This window comes from Hydrophilobacter chitinilyticus, from assembly GCF_049860745.1.
Lineage (GTDB): Bacteria > Pseudomonadota > Gammaproteobacteria > Burkholderiales > Burkholderiaceae_C > Rhodoferax_B.
In genome coordinates this window covers 4272927-4288584 of the sequence record NZ_CP187561.1, presented here as the reverse complement: position 1 = coordinate 4288584, position 15658 = coordinate 4272927, and the positions used below count along the sequence as shown (strand labels likewise).

Annotated in this window: 13 protein-coding genes; 11 read left to right on the top strand and 2 right to left on the bottom strand. The window is 63.4% G+C overall.

Features of this window, described 5'->3' with window-relative positions; all coding sequences use genetic code 11:
* Complete coding sequence (locus tag ACPWMG_RS19035; RefSeq protein WP_483301052.1) at positions 1-228, bottom strand: DUF2630 family protein; 228 nt, start codon at positions 226-228, stop codon at positions 1-3.
* A 142-nt stretch (positions 229-370) separates the two neighbouring features.
* Positions 371-997: a LysE family translocator gene (locus ACPWMG_RS19030; RefSeq protein WP_483301051.1), complete on the bottom strand. Its 627-nt coding sequence runs from the start codon at positions 995-997 to the stop codon at positions 371-373.
* Positions 998-1128: 131 nt separating this feature from the next.
* On the opposite strand from ACPWMG_RS19030, the gene ACPWMG_RS19025 reads away from it, so the two are divergent.
* From ACPWMG_RS19025 to ACPWMG_RS18975, 11 genes are all read left to right on the top strand, one after another.
* Positions 1129-1587, top strand: coding sequence for an Lrp/AsnC family transcriptional regulator (locus ACPWMG_RS19025; RefSeq protein WP_483301050.1), 459 nt, complete (start codon positions 1129-1131; stop codon positions 1585-1587).
* Between the two features lie 202 nt (positions 1588-1789).
* Positions 1790-3145: an HD-GYP domain-containing protein gene (locus ACPWMG_RS19020; RefSeq protein WP_483301049.1), complete on the top strand. Its 1356-nt coding sequence runs from the start codon at positions 1790-1792 to the stop codon at positions 3143-3145.
* A 70-nt stretch (positions 3146-3215) separates the two neighbouring features.
* Positions 3216-3725, top strand: a complete 510-nt coding sequence (locus tag ACPWMG_RS19015; protein WP_483301048.1) for a hypothetical protein — start codon at positions 3216-3218, stop codon at positions 3723-3725.
* A 143-nt stretch (positions 3726-3868) separates the two neighbouring features.
* Entirely contained in the window at positions 3869-6112 is a 2244-nt protein-coding gene (locus ACPWMG_RS19010; RefSeq protein ID WP_483301047.1) for a patatin-like phospholipase family protein, read from the top strand.
* Between the two features lie 141 nt (positions 6113-6253).
* Positions 6254-7435 carry a BMP family ABC transporter substrate-binding protein gene (locus ACPWMG_RS19005; RefSeq protein ID WP_483301046.1) on the top strand — a complete coding sequence of 394 codons (1182 nt, stop codon included), beginning with the start codon at positions 6254-6256 and terminating at the stop codon, positions 7433-7435.
* Positions 7436-7508: 73 nt separating this feature from the next.
* A complete protein-coding gene (gene guaD / locus ACPWMG_RS19000) occupies positions 7509-8792 on the top strand; it encodes a guanine deaminase (protein ID WP_483301045.1) in 1284 nt (427 codons plus the stop codon).
* 290 nt (positions 8793-9082) lie between these two features.
* Positions 9083-10708, top strand: coding sequence for a FecR domain-containing protein (locus ACPWMG_RS18995; RefSeq protein ID WP_483301044.1), 1626 nt, complete (start codon positions 9083-9085; stop codon positions 10706-10708).
* A gap of 75 nt (positions 10709-10783) precedes the next feature.
* Complete coding sequence (locus ACPWMG_RS18990) at positions 10784-13588, top strand: EAL domain-containing protein (protein ID WP_483301043.1); 2805 nt, start codon at positions 10784-10786, stop codon at positions 13586-13588.
* A 102-nt stretch (positions 13589-13690) separates the two neighbouring features.
* Positions 13691-13903: a hypothetical protein gene (locus ACPWMG_RS18985; RefSeq protein WP_483301042.1), complete on the top strand. Its 213-nt coding sequence runs from the start codon at positions 13691-13693 to the stop codon at positions 13901-13903.
* 100 nt (positions 13904-14003) lie between these two features.
* Positions 14004-14549 (top strand): deoxycytidylate deaminase, encoded by a 546-nt coding sequence (locus tag ACPWMG_RS18980; RefSeq protein ID WP_483301041.1) that lies wholly within the window; start codon positions 14004-14006, stop codon positions 14547-14549.
* A 145-nt stretch (positions 14550-14694) separates the two neighbouring features.
* On the top strand, positions 14695-15654 hold the full coding sequence (locus ACPWMG_RS18975) for a MurR/RpiR family transcriptional regulator (RefSeq protein ID WP_483305289.1): 960 nt from the start codon (positions 14695-14697) through the stop codon (positions 15652-15654).
* Positions 15655-15658: the final 4 nt, after the last annotated feature.

Below are 15658 nucleotides of genomic sequence, written 5' to 3'. Positions count from 1 at the left end.
TCAGCCTATGTAGTGCTTGACGGTGGCGGGATCCCGCAGATGCGCCTCTGCCGGGTCTTCCCCAAACTCGCGCTTGGCCCGACGCTGACGCAGCAGATCCCAGCATTGGTCTAGTTCGGTCTCGATCTGCTTCAGCCGCTCGGTGTTGACGGCTGCTGACGCGTCGCGCAAGCGATGCTCTTCGTCGACCAGGGCGGTGATGTGGTGAAGGATGGTGGTGTCGCTCATGGTTTGTTTCCTTTCGTTGGCGTCGGCCAGGGTGTTGACGAGTGACTTCAGCGTAACCGGTTTGCTAACGCTCTGCTCGGTGCTTTGTCAGCCGAGTGCTCGGCTCGGCGTCCACCGCCTTCCTCTTCTTGGCGGGCGACGCTCATGGGCCCAGCCACAACGACGCCAACTGGTAAACGGCAAACCCCAGCAGCACCACGCCCGCGGTCTGGTTGATGCGTCGCATGGTGCTGGCCGCGATGCGGTGCCGTAAAGCCGCCACCACCAAACTCAAGCCCAGCCACCACAGGGCCGACCCCACAAACACACCCAACACCATCCACACGGGTGAGGCCGTGGTGGCCGCACCCGCTGCCAGTGTGGCGAAGATGGCGCTGAAAGACAGAATGGTCATGGGGTTGGTGAGCGTGAGCGCGAGCACCGAGGCATAGGCTTTGAAGGCAGACCTGCTTTCAGCCGTGTTGGCGGCTGCGGCTTGTGTCGCCACGTGGCTACGCAACATCTGCATGCCCATCCAGGCCAGAAACAGCGCACCCAACAAAGCCAGCGGCACACGCAGTGCGACAAACGCGCTGGTCAGTGCCGAGACCCCAAACACGCCCAGCGCGCCATAGGCCGCATCGGCCGTGGCCGCGCCCAGGCCGCTCACAAAGCCAATGCGCCGCCCGTGCGCCAAGGTGCGCTGAATGCACAGCAAGCCTATGGGGCCAACCGGCGCGGCGATGGACAGGCCGATCAGCCCGGCTTTGAAGAACAACGGGGCATCCATAAAGATGAAAAATCAAGAGTTTGTATGGCCTTGATTTTGCGAGTGCGGAAGCGGTTGGTGAATGCCGAATTTTCTGAATAATGCCGATCTGCTTTGGCTATTTACTGCACTTTTCATCTTTGGCCTAAAAAATGGAAATCGACCACAAGTCCTGGAAAATCCTGCAAGTGCTGCAGCAAGACGCACGCATCTCCCTCACCGAACTGGCCGCGCGTGTGGCGTTGTCGGTGCCCGCCGTGTCCGAGCGGCTCAAGCGTTTGGAAGAAAGCGGTGTGATCGCCGGCTACCGCGCGATAGTGCCCCCGGCCAAGGTGGGCTACAGCCTGATGGCCATCGTCGGCATCACCACCCTGCAGCCCGAAAAAGCGCGCCTCATTGCGCTGCTGCAAGACCGCCCTGAAGTACTGGAGTGCCACCACGTCACCGGCCAGGATTCGTTCTTGATGAAAGTGGTGGCGCGCGACATTGGCCACCTGGAGAGCTTTCTGGCCAGCATCAACCACCTGGGGGAGACGCGGACGTCGATCGTCATGTCGTCGCCGATTCCGGAGCGGGCGTTGCAGCCCCCCGTGGTGGCGGGGCGCGTGTAGCAAGTTGACAGTTGAGTCACATTTCATCTGCCCTTTGGCCCCAACATGGCGCTTTTACGCACAGCAACAACAAAGGGATCCCGTGGCATCTAACGATACGAACACAAGCGATTTGCTCGAAAGGCCCTTTGTCTGCGACCTGCCAACGCCAACATGGCGCAGCGCGCCACCGTCGCCAGCCCTCTCTGCAGCGCCTGATGCTGTGGCACAACCAGCAGTCCAGCATCTAGAACTGTCCGAACTCATCGGCTCGCTCAGCCATGCGCTGGACATCACCGAGGGCCAGCCCAAGGGCCACTGCGTGCGCGTGTGCTGGATCGGCATGCATGTCGGCCTTCATCTCGACCTCCATGAGATGCAACTGCGGGATCTTTACTACACCTTGCTGCTCAAGGATCTAGGCTGCAGCAGCAACGCCGCGCGTATTTGCGAGCTGTACCTCACCGACGACCTCAGCTTCAAGCGCGACTTCAAGCAGGTGGGTGACAGCCTGCCGCAAATGCTCAAATTCGTCTTCACGCATACGGGTCTGAAGGCAGGACTCTCTGACCGCCTGCGCAGCATCATGAACATCATGCGCAACGGCCCAGAGATCGCGGACGAGCTGATCCAGACCCGGTGCACACGTGGCGCGGCTATCGCGCGGCAACTGCGCTTTGGCGAGGCGGTGGCCGAAGGCGTCGGCAGCCTGGACGAGCACTGGGATGGATCGGGGCGCCCGGCAAAGCTGCAGGGCGACGCGATCCCGCTGTACGCGCGCATCGCGTTGCTGTCGCAGGTGATTGACGTTTTCCATACCACCGGTGATGCCGATGCGGCGCTGCGTGAGGTGCGCAGCCGCTCGGGCGGTTGGTTCGACCCGCAACTGGTGACGATCTTCGAACGCGTGGCGGCTGATCCCAGCTTTTGGGAAGTGCTGGCATCGCCCGAAGTCGAGGCCCGCGTCTTCGCCATGGAGCCTGCGCGCGGCCACGTGGTGCTCGACGACGACTATCTGGACGACATTGCCGAAGCCTTTGGCCAGGTGGTCGACAGCAAGAGTCCCTTCACCAGCGGCCACAGCGCCCGCGTGGCCCGTTACGTGGATGCCATCGCTCTTGAACTGGGTTTGCCCGAGGCGCGCCGTCGTTGGCTGCGCCGTGGTGCGCTATTGCACGACGTGGGCAAGCTCGGCGTCAGCAATTCCTTGCTCGACAAACCTGCCAAGCTGGAGCAAGACGAATGGTCGGTGATGCAGGCGCACGCCCAACACACTGAGGCCATCTTGTCGCGCATCGGCGCCTTTCAGGAACTGGCCCAAATGGCCGCCGCACACCACGAGCGGCTGGACGGCACAGGCTACCCCAAGGGACTCTCGGGGTCGGAAATCTCACTCGAGACACGCATCATCACCACCGCAGACATCTTCGATGCCATTTCGGCCGACCGACCCTATCGCGGGGCAGTGCCCGTGGCCAAGACGCTGGAGATGATGGCTGAGATCGTTGGCACGGCGCTCGACCCGCGCTGTTTCGAAGCCCTGCGCAAGGTCGTAGAGAGCCATACCGAACCTTGGTGAACGTAGTGAAGGACAGCGGCGACACGCGCCGCCTGCTTGCCAGCTTATGCGGGTTACAGTCGCTGGCAAGATGAACCAGAGCTTGAATTCTTTACCCGATGTTCTACCGTTGCCTGCCGGATTGGTTGCCGTGACCGGTGATGAAGGTGCGGGCAAGACCCGCCTGTTGCGCGGCCTTGGAGAACAGCCGTCTGCCCTGTGGCTGGATCTAGCCCTACCTGGCCGCGATGACGAAACGCCAGAGCAGGTTTGGGATGCCCTTCGCCAGCAGTGCCCCTTGTGGAGCATGCCGCTACAACAAGAGCTCGGGCAAGCGCTGGACTTGCATGCCCATCTTGGCAAAAAGCTGTTCATGCTGTCGACCGGTAGCAGGCGCAAGGTTGCCGTGGTGGGGCTTCTGGCGAGTGGCATGAAGCTCACTTGCCTTGACCAGCCGTTCGTGGCCTTGGACGCAGTCTCCACCCGTGTCATCCGTGAGTTTCTCTGTGACATGGCTGACCACCAGACGCGGACTTGGGTCGTGGCCGACTATGAAGCTGACCCGCGCTTGCCCTGGCGCCGTCAGATCGCATTGCCCTGACCGCTGCCGGCAACGTTCGATTCGATTGAAAGCACGGGCCCACGGGGCGACTGCGCAGCGGTATATTTGAAGCATCACTGCGGGGCGCCGGGAGGCTACCTCGCCTCAGCATCCTGGATGCCGTTCAAACTTTCCGTCTAGCCATGCCTATTCGTTTCTTGTTGGCGCTGTGCCTGTTGGGGGCCACGGCTGCTGCCGCCTTTGCCCAGTCTGCCCCGTCTGATCCGACGCCCGCCGCCACTGCGGCTGTGCCATCACGCCCCAAGATCGCCCTGGTGCTGTCTGGCGGCGGCGCGCGCGGCGGGGCGCACATTGGCGTGCTCAAGGTGCTGGAAGAATTGCATGTGCCCATCGACATGATCGTGGGCACCAGCGCCGGCTCCATCGTCGGCGCGGCCTATGCCACGGGCATGCCGCTGGCCGATATCGAGAAGGAAATGGGCACGCTGAGCACGGCGCTGCTGTTCCGCGACGTGGTGCGTGACGCGGTGCCGCCACAGCGCAAGCTCGACGATGCCATCAACTACGTGGGGCCCGAAATGGGCGTCAGCGCCAATGGCTTGTCCTTGCCCAAGGGGGCGGTGGCAGGTGTGGCGCTGGAGGCGGTGTTGCGCCGCCTCACCGCGCGTCAGCAAGACCCGAAGTTCGATCGCCTGCCGATCCCGTTCCGCGCCGTGGCCACCGATTTGGCTACGTCGGAGATGGTGGTGCTCGACCAAGGCAGCCTGGCGCAGGCGGTGCGCGCGAGCATGGCCATTCCGGCGGTGATCAACCCGGTGGAACTGGATGGGCGCTTGCTGGTGGACGGCGGCGTGACGCGCAACCTGCCGGTGGACGTGGCGCGCAGCATGGGGGCGGATGTGATCATCGCCGTCAACATCGGTACGCCGCTGCTCACCAAGAAAGAGATCACTTCGCTGCTGTCGGCATCTGACCAACTGCTGCGCATCCTGACCGCCACCAACGTGGCAGCCTCGTTGAAGGAACTGACGCCGCGCGACGTGTTGATCGTGCCCGACCTGGCTGGATTGAGCAGCAGCGACTTTGACCGCCTACCCGAAGCGGCGCGCGCCGGCGAGGTATCCGCACACGCCGCTGCCTATAACCTGGCGCGCTACCAAATCCCCGAGGAAACCTACGCAGGCTTGATCGCCTCGCGCAATGCCGCGCAGCGGCCCATCGGCCAGCGCATCGACGTGGTGCGCGTGAGCGGCACGCACCGTGTGGACCCCGAAACCATTGCCGAGACCATGCGCGTGCGGCCGGGGCAGGCGTTCAGTGCCAGCGCGGCCGATGACGACATGCGCCGCCTGTTTGGGCGCGGTGACTTCGAGACTGTGGGCTACACCTTTGGGCAAGAACCGGGATCGGGCTATGTCTACACGGCCAGCGTGACCGAAAAGTCCTGGGGGCCCAACTACCTGCGCTTTGGCTTGGGGCTGTCTACCGACTTCAAGGGCAACTCTTACTTCAACCTGTTGGCCACACAGCGCGCCACTTGGCTCAACCGCCTGGGTGGCGAGTGGCGCAACGACTTGCAGATCGGCCGCGACGATTACTTTCGCACCGAGTGGTACCAGCCGCTGAGTGCCAGCCAGCGCTTCTTTGCCGCCGCATACGCTCAGACCGAGCGCCAGCCGTTCGACCTGTACGACGACAACAGCCAGCGCGTGGCCAGCTTCCGATTGGCACAGACCAAGTTTGGTGGCGACCTGGGCATGCAGTTGGGCGATGCGGGTGAGGTGCGGCTGGGCGTGGAGCAGGGGCGCGCGAGCTTCCACAACGACACCGGAGCCGTGCCGACCGAGGACTTGAAAGCGGCCGATGCGCGCACGGGCGGCACACGGTTGCGGCTGCATGTCGACACGATGGACAGCCTGCGGTTCCCGCGCCAGGGCTATCTGCTGGACGCTGACCTGTTCAACTCGCGCTCGGCGCTGGGCGCCAGCTACAACTACAACAAGTTCTCGGCTTCGCTGAAGAAGGCCTATGCCGTGGGGCCGCACGTGTTCAACTTTGCGGTAGCGGGCGTGGCCGCTTCGGGGCAGGACGCATTGCCGCCACACGAGGTGTCGTTCCTTGGCGGCTTCCAGCGTTTGTCTGGCTACAAGACCGACGAGTTGGTGGGCGACGAATACGTGCTGGGGCGCCTGGTTTACAGCTATCGCCTGGCCAAGGCCGGCTTTTTTGACGGTGCGTACGCAGGTGTATCGCTGGAGAGCGGGCGCATCGGCGACACCATCACCGGCACGGGGCGCGACCGCAACCGGTTTGGCTCTTCGGTCTACGTGGCGTTCGATACGGCGCTGGGTCCGCTGTACCTGGCGTATGGACGTGGCGACGGCAACCGCCAGGCGCTGTATTTCTTCCTGGGCCAGCCTTGGTGACACTGGCAAAGCCCGTGGCGGGGCACTGAAAAACATTGCGTGGGAAAATATGTGCCCCAGCGTTCCGCTGGCACCCCTCCGTCCGGCTGAGTTGAACGTCCCGTTCAAACACGCCGGACGTGTTTTTTTCAAAGGTTAAGCATGAAGAGCGTCACTTCAAAAATACGCAGTGGAGCACCCGCACGTCCGCAAAATGTGCGTGCCATCGTCCACTCCCTCGCAACCCCGCGCCGCAAGCTTGTCGCCGTACTGGCCGCAACGCTTTGCTTCGCTCCGGCGTTTGCGCAAACACCCCCTGCGTCAAAAGGCACCGAGCCCTTGAAGGTGGCTTTCGTCTACGTGGCGCCGCTGGGCAATGCCGGCTGGGTGCACCAGCACGACCTGGGCCGTCAGGAGCTGCAGCGCACGCTGGGCGACAAGGTCAAAACCACCTACGTGGAAAACGTGGCCGAAGGTCCAGATGCCGAGCGTGTGATCCGCGATCTGGCGCAGCAGGGCAACAAACTCATCTTCACGCCCAGCTTTGGCTACATGGAGCCCACGCTGAAGGTGGCCAAGGAATTCCCGGACGTGAAGTTCGAGTCCATTACCGGCTATAAAACCGCACCCAACGTGGCCACCGCCAACGCGCGCTACTACGAAGGTCGCTACCTCGCGGGCGTGGCGGCAGGACGCATGAGCAAAACCCATGTGGCTGGCTATGTGGCCGGGTTTCCTATTCCCGAAGTGCTGCAGGGCTTGAACGCGTTCACGCTGGGCATGCGCTCGGTAGACCCCAAGGCACAGGTCAAGGTGATCTGGCTCAACGCCTGGTTCGACCCCGCGCGCGAGCGCGAAGCCGCCATGACGCTGTTCAACCAAGACGCCGATGTGGTCACCCTGCACACCGCCACCAACGCGGTGATGGTGGCGGCCCAAGAGCGCGGCAAGTTCGCCGTGGCCTACCACTCCGACATGCGCAACGTGGCGCCCGATGCGCAACTGGTCGCCGTCACCCACGAGTGGGGCGGCTACTACACCCAGCGCGCGCGAGCCGTGCTGGACGGCACCTGGAAGAGCGGCAACGTCTGGGGTGGCGTCAAGGAAGGCATGATCCGCGTCGGCGACTTCGGCAGCAAAGTGCCGCCCGCCGTGCAAAAAGAAGTGCTGGCGCGCCAGAAAGATATTGCCAACGGCAAACTGCACCCGTTCAAAGCCGGCGCCAACGGCATCAGCGACAACACCGGCAAGCAGGTGGTGGCCCCCGGCGCCACGCTGGCCGACGCCGACATCTTGCAGATGAACTGGCTGGTCGACGGCGTGGTGGGTAAGCTCAACCCTTGATTCGGGCTTAGCCCATAACCTTTATGGGCCGACTCGTATTGCGGTCGGCCCATGACTTGCTAAGGTACACGCCATGAAAGCCTACCGCGCCGCGATCCTCCGTTTTGACGACCAACACCGTGCCCAATATGAAGAGGACGGCCTGCTGGTTGTGGGCCCTGACGCTCAAGGGCGCCAAGTGGTGCGCGCCGTGGGCGCCTACGCCCAACTCGCGCCCGACTATGCGGGCCTGAGCATCGAGCATTTGCCCGGCCGCATCCTCGCGCCCGGCTTTGTCGACATGCACATCCACTACCCGCAGACCGACGTGATCGGTGCGCCGGCCGATGGTTTGCTGCCCTGGTTGGAGAACTACACCTTTCCACATGAAAGCAGGTTCTCCACGCCCGCCTATGCTGCGGAAGTAGCTCAGTTTTTTGTAGCGGAGCTGCTGCGCAATGGTGTGACCACCTCGCTCACCTTCGCTACCAGCCACCCGAGTTCGGTGGATGCGCTGTTCACCGAGGCGCAGCGCCACCACATGCGCATCATCACCGGCAAGGTGCTGCAAGACCGCCACTCGCCCGACGGCGTGCGCGACCAGACCGAGCAAAGCCTGATCGACACTGAAGCGCTCATCAACCGCTGGCACGGCGTGGACCGCCTGGGCTACGCCATCACGCCGCGCTTTGCCCCCACCAGCACGCCCGCGCAACTGCGTGGCGCTGGTGAGTTGGCAGCCCAATATTCAGACGTGTGGATTCAATCGCACGTGGCCGAGAACCTGGGCGAGATTGCCTGGGCCCGCGAGTTGTTTCCCGATTCGCGCAGCTACCTCGCCACTTACAACGACTTCGGCCTGATGCGCCCGCGCGCCGTCTACGCGCACTGCATCCACTTCGACGACGACGACCGCGCCTTGATGCGCGACACCGGCACCGTGGCCGCCATCAGCCCCACCAGCAACCTGTTTCTGGGCAGCGGCTTCTTCGACTACGTCGGTGCCGACCGCGTGGGTTTTGGCTACGGTTTGGCCAGCGACGTGGGCGGCGGCACCAGCTTCAGCCCGTTCCACACCATGTTGGCCGCCTATTACGTTGGGCGCGAAGGGCAGACCAAAACCGGCCTGTCGCTGTCGCCGCAACACCTGTGGTGGCAACACACGGCGGGCGCCGCCGCTGCACTGGGGTTGGGCGGCGTGGTGGGCAATCTGCAAAAAGGCTGCGAGGCCGACTTTGTGGTGCTCAACCCGCAGGCTACGCCCTTGCTGGCGCGCAAGACCAGCCTGGCGAATTCGCTCGACGAGTTGCTGTTCGCGATGATTGTGTTGGGCGACGACCGGTTGATCGAGCGCACGGTGATTTCGCAGGCGGGGTAAGAAGGGCAACTCCTTTCAGCGGCGCGGGCGAAACGCCCAACTGCCTCCTAAAAGCAACGCAGGCCGCCCTTTCGCGGCCTGTTTTTTTGCTCATAGTAAGCACACATATGGCGCGCAGATATGATTTGCGGGCCTTTTGCCATGGATGTCGTACATCTGTGGCGTCCGTTGGCCGGTAGAGCTAGAGGTGGGGTAGAGGGGGTAGAAGAGAACGGGGAGGTGCTACGTACCGGCTGTTGAATGCAAGCTTTGCGCAAAAAAATATGTCCAAGCATCTTTCATCGTGTTGCGTGCGTTCCCTCGTCTGGGGCGTTTTGTTATGGGCTAACGTCGCTCAGGCGGCTACGGCAGCCGACTTCATCTACACCGTGCAGCCCGGAGACCACCCCTGGAACCTGGCCCAGCGCTATCTGAAGAATTCCGCGCTGAGCCAGCAACTGCTGGTGCGCAACAAGATCGAAGACGACCGGCGCATCCAGCCCGGCACGCGCCTCAAAATCCCCCTGAACTGGCTGCGGCTTGAGTCTGCCGAAGTGCGCCTGTTGGCCGCTACAGGAGACACCACGCTGCTGCAAAGCAACAACCAACCGCGCCCCGTGGTGGCCGGTGAGATGTTGCGCGCGCCGTCTACCTTGCGCACCGGCCCCACCGGCAGCGCCACACTGGCGTTTGCCGATGGCTCGCGCGTGCTGGTGCGCCGCGACACCCAGGTGCAGGTGCAGCAGGCGCAAACCCGGCCCATGGGCCAGGCCAGCTTGGTGGTGCTGACGCTGCTGCAAGGCAGCTTGGAGAGTGAAGTCATCCCCATGGGCGACTCGGGCGGGCGCTTTGAGATCCAATCCCCGGCTGCGGTGGCGGCCGTGCGCGGCACCCATTTCCGCACCAGCGCGCAAGACGGCGCGTTGCGCACCGAAGTGCTGAGCGGCGTGGTGGCGGTGGCCAGCCCCCAGGGGCAAGTGGTCAACCAGGCCGACCAAGGCAGCGTGGCCTTGACCGGCCAACCACCCGGCCCGCCCACACCGCTGCTGCCAGCACCCAACTTGCAAACGCTGCCCGAGCGCATCGAACGCCTGCCCATCGACGTGCCTTTTCCCGCATTGGCTGGTGCCAGCAGCTACCGCACGCAGATGGCGGCGACCGCTGATTTTGCGGCGCTGCTGGTGGACGAGGCCGCCACGGCGCCGCGTGTGCAGGCCCGCGACGTGGAAGACGGCAGCTACGCCTTGCGTGTGCGCGCCATTGATGCGCAGGGGCTGGAAGGGCAGTCGGCGCAGCGCCAAATCGTGGTGCACGCGCGGCCCGAGCCACCGTTGTTGATCGAGCCCGGTGCCGATGCGCCGGTCACCGCCACGCGCCCCAGCTTCCGTTGGACGCAGGGCGACGCATCATGGCGTTATCGCCTGCAAATCCGCAGTGAAGACGGTGCCACCGTGCTGGACGACCAAGAGGTCACCGGCGCCACCGCGCAAGCCACGCAAGACCTGCCCACCGGCCTGTACCAATGGCGCGTGGCCGCCATCGACCCCGCCAAGGCCGCCAACGCCACCCAAGGCCAAGGCCCATGGGGTGACGCCGTGGGGTTCCGCCGCGTGTTGCCCGGCCCCGGCGTTGAGGCCCCACAACCCAAGGACGGCAGCCTGGCCTTCCGCTGGACGGCCCAGCCGCAAACCGCCAGCTACCGCCTGCAGGTGGCGCGCGACAACAGCTTCGCCAACCCGGTAGCCGATGCCAAAACCGACACGCCGCAGTACCTGCTGCAAGACCTGGAGCCCGGCCTTTACTACGTGCGTGTGCAGGCGATTGGCTCTGACGGCTACACCGGCCCATGGGGCGGTGCGCAGTCGTTCACCATGCCCGAGGTGCCGCAGCACTGGCGTGCCTTGTTCCTGCTGATCCCGCTGCTGGTGATTTTCTGAACCCCCAAGCCAGCACAACCTCAGCGCGATTCTTTTTCAGCCGCTTTCCAACCTTTCCTACTCGGCGTCTTCCACATGATCCGCAATCGGCAGTCGATGCTGCGCCTCGCTTGGTGGGCTGCGGGGATCGCCACCGCCACGTGGCTGACTTGGTGGTATCCGTCTGCCATTCACCGCATCGACCTGCTGGCCTATGACTTGCTGTTACCCACGCATGTCTTGAGGGCGCGGGCACCGGCCTCCCCGGTGGTGGTGGAAATTGACGACGCTAGCCTGGCTGCCCTCGGGCGTTGGCCGTGGCCGCGCTCGGTGCATGCTGAGCTGATTGATCGCCTGCGCGAAGCCGGTGCAGAGACGATTGGGGTGGACGTGTTGTTCTCCGAGCCGGATGCGGAACACCCGGACCGCGACGCCGCGCTGGCCGAAGCCATCGCACAGCACGGCAAGGTGGTGCTGGCGGTGGCACCCACGCTGCTGCCCGATGGCCGCTTGGGCCTGTCGCCGCTGTTGCCAGCGTTTGCCGCCGTTGACAAACGCGCCGTGCGTACCGGCCATGTCGATGTGGAGATGGATATTGATGGGCAGGTGCGCAGCTTTTTTTTGCGGGCCGGCAGTGGGCAGGCCAAGCTACCCGCATTGCCTTTGGCGGTGTACCAACTACAGGCCGGTCTGCCATCTTCGGCGGGCGAGATGTCTGTTGCTGCGTCGTGGTCGCGCGCGCACGAGCGCTTGATTCCCCGCGTGCCGGATATTGTGCGCGTGTCTTTCGTGCAAGCCCTGCAATCGCCCAAGGCTTTGGCCGATGTGAAGGGGCGTGTCGTTTTCATCGGCGTCACGGCGCGTGGCTTGGGTGGCGAGCTGGCCACGCCGCTGGCCGGGCGGCAATCCACGCTGCCTGCCGTGATGTTGCATGCCCAGGCTTTTGCAGCCCTGCAGAACAATGCCTTGATCACCCGCGCACGCGGTGTGTGGGCCTTGGCGTTGGCCGTGTTGACCGTGAGCTGTTTGGCTGTATGGCCGTGGCGCGATGGCCGCCAGGCGTTATGGGCAGGCACCGCGCTGGCCCTGCCATTTTTGTTCAGCGCATTGCTGCTGTTCACCGCGCAGATCTGGTTGCCACCGGCCGTTGCCACGCTGTCTTTGGCCGCTGTTTTGTTGTTCTGGATGGCCGACCATCTGCGCACCGTCAACCGCCGTCTGCAGCGCTCGCGCGAACATGCGCGCGCCACCTTGCAGGCGATCGACGACGCCGTCATCACCATCGACTTGCCCGAGCAGACCATCCGCTATGCCAACCCATCGGCGCTGGCGCAGGTGGGCGCGCGGTCGCTGGTGGGGCAGGCATTGCAAGCGGCTTACCCTTTGGTCGAAGACAGCATGGCGCGCCTGCAAGCTGCCGTGCTGGCATGTCTGACGCAAGGCACGCGGGTGCATGTGCCCGAGTCGCTGCAACTGCAAACGGCCGACGGCATGCGGGCCTTGCGCGCCACCGCCAACCCCTTGCTCAACCCTGATGGCGTGCAAGACGGTGCGGTGCTGGTGTTCTCCGACATCACCGCCGCCATTGCTGCGGCACGCGAGCTGGACCACGCTGCCAACCACGATGCGCTGACCGGCCTGCCCAACCGCGCCATGCTGCACGAGCGGCTGGCACTGACCTTGTCGCGCATGCAGCGCCGCAACGGCATGGCGGCCATTTTGTTTTTGGATCTGGACCGCTTCAAACACATCAACGACAGCCTGGGCCACAGCACCGGCGACGAAGTGCTGAAGGTCCTGGCGCAACGCCTGCGCGCCATCTGCCGCGACACCGACACGGTGGCACGCTGGGGTGGTGATGAGTTCGTGATGGTGCTGGAAGACGTGGGCACGCAAGACGGTGCGGCCAGTGCTGCGGGCAAGGTGGTGGATGCATTGTCTGAAGACATACAGCTCAGCGCCAACTTCCAGCACCTGCGCCTGCCGTGTGCGGCCAGTGTGGGCGTGGTACTGATTCCGCAAGACGGCAACGACATTGAAGACCTGCTCTCCAAGGCCGACAAGGCGATGTACCGCTCCAAGTCCACGCCCGGCGGCGGCGTGCAGTTCTGGTCGGAAGAAATCAATACCCGCATCCTCGATCGCCTGGCGCTGGAGATGGGCTTGCGCCAAGCGCTGCGCGACGATTTGTTCGTGCTGCACTTGCAGCCGCAGTTTGCATTGCGCAACCAGCGCCTTGTGGGCATGGAAGCCCTGCTGCGCTGGCAGCGCACGCCAGGCGAACTGGTCATGCCCGGCAGCTTCATGGAAGTGGCCGAAGAGACCCGCGTCATCGAAGACATCGGCGCCTGGGCCGTGCTGCGCGCCGCGCGGCAAATTGAAATGTGGCTACGCAAAGGTCTGAAACCCGTGCCCATCGCCGTCAACATTTCGGCCTGCCAGTGCACCAACCGCAACATCGTGCAAGTGGTGCGCATGGCGCTGGCCGAAACCGGCATACCGCCATCGCTGCTGCGCCTGGAGATCACCGAAACCACCGCCATGACCGACGCCGACCAGGTCATCGGCCTGCTGCACGAAATCCGCGCGCTGGGTGTCGGCCTGTCGGTAGACGATTTCGGTACCGGTTATTCGTCGCTGGCGTACCTGAAGCGCTTTCCCATTGACGAGCTGAAGATCGACCAATCGTTTGTGCGCGACATCACCATCGACAAAGACGACGCCGCCATCGTGCACGCCACCATCGGCCTGGCGCACAGCCTAGGCCTGCAAGTGGTCGCCGAAGGTGTAGAGACCGAAGCGCAACGCCAGTTCCTGGCTGCGCAAAACTGCGACACCGCACAGGGCTACCTGTTCGGCCGGCCGCAGCCGCTGGAGTCGGCGGTGCGGTTGATTTCTTGAGGGGGAATCCCGAGCCTGTTGAGACTTGAAATATGCAGGGCGAACAGCAGATAAGTTTGAATAGGGGCTGCTGTTCAGCCAGCTTTTGACAAAACATTGCCCATGAAGGACCGCGTCATGCCGCTGGAGCTACTACGAGAAATCGCCAAGAAACCTTTGCCGCTGGTGGTGGAAAACGCCGCTGATATCGACAAGCTGCGCGTGCTGCGTGCAGCGGGGCACATCCAAGTGGTGTTGCCCGACCCGTCGGCGGAGAACCAAAGTGCGGAAGTGCTGGAGATTACGCCCGAAGGATGGGCGGCGCTGAAGGAGTAGGCACGATGACGCGCAGCCGTGGGTGGGCGTGCACTCCGCATCGGGCATACTCAAGCCCCGCAAACGTCGCCCTCGCAGCGTCTGACCTACCGCACGCACTATGGAAAATGTTTCTCTCATCCGCTGGCACTCCATGTTCATGGGCGTCGCCCTGCTCGCTGCAGCCCGATCCAAAGACTCGCGTAAGCGCAACGGGGCCTGCATCGTCAGCCCGGACAACAAGATTGCTGGCGTGGGCTACAACGGTTTGCCGCGTGGGTGCTGCGACGACGACCCTGCGTATTGGATGGACGACGACACCGACCCGCTGCACTCGCGGCACAGCTACATCGTGCATGCCGAGGTCAACGCCATCCTGAATTGCGTGGTACTGCCGCTCACCGGCTTCACCATTTACGCCACGCAGTTCCCGTGCCCCAAGTGTGTGCAGTCCATCATCCAGGTGGGCATCAAGCGGGTGATCTACCAAGAGAAGAAACAGCACCATTCGCGGGTGAACGAAGCCTCGTCGAAGATGCTCGCCGACGCGGGTGTTGCGGTAGAGGCGCTGGCCGATGTGGAGCCCGATTCGGCGCAGTGGAGCACCGAATTGGCTGCCTTCATTGAAAACTCTACCGGTGCTGGCGCAGCACAAAATCTGAAATAAAAAAGACCTCTAGCGCTTTCTATGTAAGCGCTGGCAGCTATTGATTTGATATCAAGGCAAGCCCGTATAGCGTCATCAATGAAAATTGGCTTACATTTTGCTTGTCAAAATAATCTAATTTTTTCAGAGTGAAATTCGCCCCGTGATGGTGCGAACCTTGCAGATGGCGCAAAAAAACGAAGGCTGGAGTGGCATGTTTGCTGGCGTGGGGGTTGTAGACCTCATCGCCAAGGCCCAGCCGCGCCTCACGCCCGCGCACCGCAAGATGGCCGACTACGTGTTGCACAACCCGTTTCGCGCCGCCACGCTGATGATCGAAGAGTTTGCCGGCGAGGTGGGTGTGTCGGTGGCCACGGCCAACCGTTTTGCGCGCACGCTGGGCTTTGATGGCTACCCGCAGTTTCGTGCCGAGCTGGCCAAGGGCTATGAATCTACGCTGGCGCCGGTGGAGCGCATGCGCCAGGAGTTGCAACGCCCGTCGAGCTGCCTGTCCACCATGGTTGCGGCCATTGAAGAAGACCAACAGAATCTGGAAGCCACGCGCCAATCGCTCAGCGCGGCGGTATGTGAGAGTGCGGTGGACTTGGTGTTGAAAGCGCGGCGTGTATTGGTGCTGGGCTTTGGCTCCAGCGCCTACCTGGCGGGTTTGCTGCAGCATGGGTTGGACCCGTATTGCGACACCGTGCAACTGCTGGCGCAAACCGGTGGCCCCACACATGCGGCGCGGCAGTTGTCTCGCGTGCAGGCGGGCGACTTGGTGATCGCCATCGCTTTTCCCCGCTACCTAGACGACACCGTGCGCTTGGCCACCCTGGCGCGCGAGCAGGGTGCGCAATTGCTCGCCATTACCGACGCCGCCACTTCGCCCCTGGTGCCGCTGGCCAATGTGGTGCTTTACGCCCGCGCCAACCGCCAGTTTGCCGCCACGTCCAATGCCAGCGCTCTGGCGATGATCGAAGCCCTGTGCGCGGCCGTGGCCTACCGCGCGAGCGACTCTTTGAGCGCGGCGCAGCAACTGACCCAATCTGTGATGCCCTGGCTGTACCTTGAGCCATCGGGCACCGCGAAAACGCGGGTTCCTGATCCCGCAAAAACATTGAAGTGACTAG

What these genes read in the sequence shown, in the direction of transcription:
- ACPWMG_RS19005 (WP_483301046.1), top strand. Translation starts at nt 6,254, where the DNA reads ATGAAGAGCGTCACTTCAAAAATACGCAGTGGAGCACCCGCACGTCCG.
- ACPWMG_RS18985 (WP_483301042.1), top strand. Translation starts at nt 13,691, where the DNA reads ATGAAGGACCGCGTCATGCCGCTGGAGCTACTACGAGAAATCGCCAAG.
- ACPWMG_RS19035 (WP_483301052.1), bottom strand. Translation starts at nt 228, where the DNA reads ATGAGCGACACCACCATCCTTCACCACATCACCGCCCTGGTCGACGAA.
- ACPWMG_RS19025 (WP_483301050.1), top strand. Translation starts at nt 1,129, where the DNA reads ATGGAAATCGACCACAAGTCCTGGAAAATCCTGCAAGTGCTGCAGCAA.
- ACPWMG_RS18980 (WP_483301041.1), top strand. Translation starts at nt 14,004, where the DNA reads ATGGAAAATGTTTCTCTCATCCGCTGGCACTCCATGTTCATGGGCGTC.
- ACPWMG_RS18990 (WP_483301043.1), top strand. Translation starts at nt 10,784, where the DNA reads ATGATCCGCAATCGGCAGTCGATGCTGCGCCTCGCTTGGTGGGCTGCG.
- ACPWMG_RS19015 (WP_483301048.1), top strand. Translation starts at nt 3,216, where the DNA reads ATGAACCAGAGCTTGAATTCTTTACCCGATGTTCTACCGTTGCCTGCC.
- guaD (WP_483301045.1), top strand. Translation starts at nt 7,509, where the DNA reads ATGAAAGCCTACCGCGCCGCGATCCTCCGTTTTGACGACCAACACCGT.
- ACPWMG_RS18975 (WP_483305289.1), top strand. Translation starts at nt 14,695, where the DNA reads ATGGTGCGAACCTTGCAGATGGCGCAAAAAAACGAAGGCTGGAGTGGC.
- ACPWMG_RS19010 (WP_483301047.1), top strand. Translation starts at nt 3,869, where the DNA reads ATGCCTATTCGTTTCTTGTTGGCGCTGTGCCTGTTGGGGGCCACGGCT.
- ACPWMG_RS19030 (WP_483301051.1), bottom strand. Translation starts at nt 997, where the DNA reads ATGGATGCCCCGTTGTTCTTCAAAGCCGGGCTGATCGGCCTGTCCATC.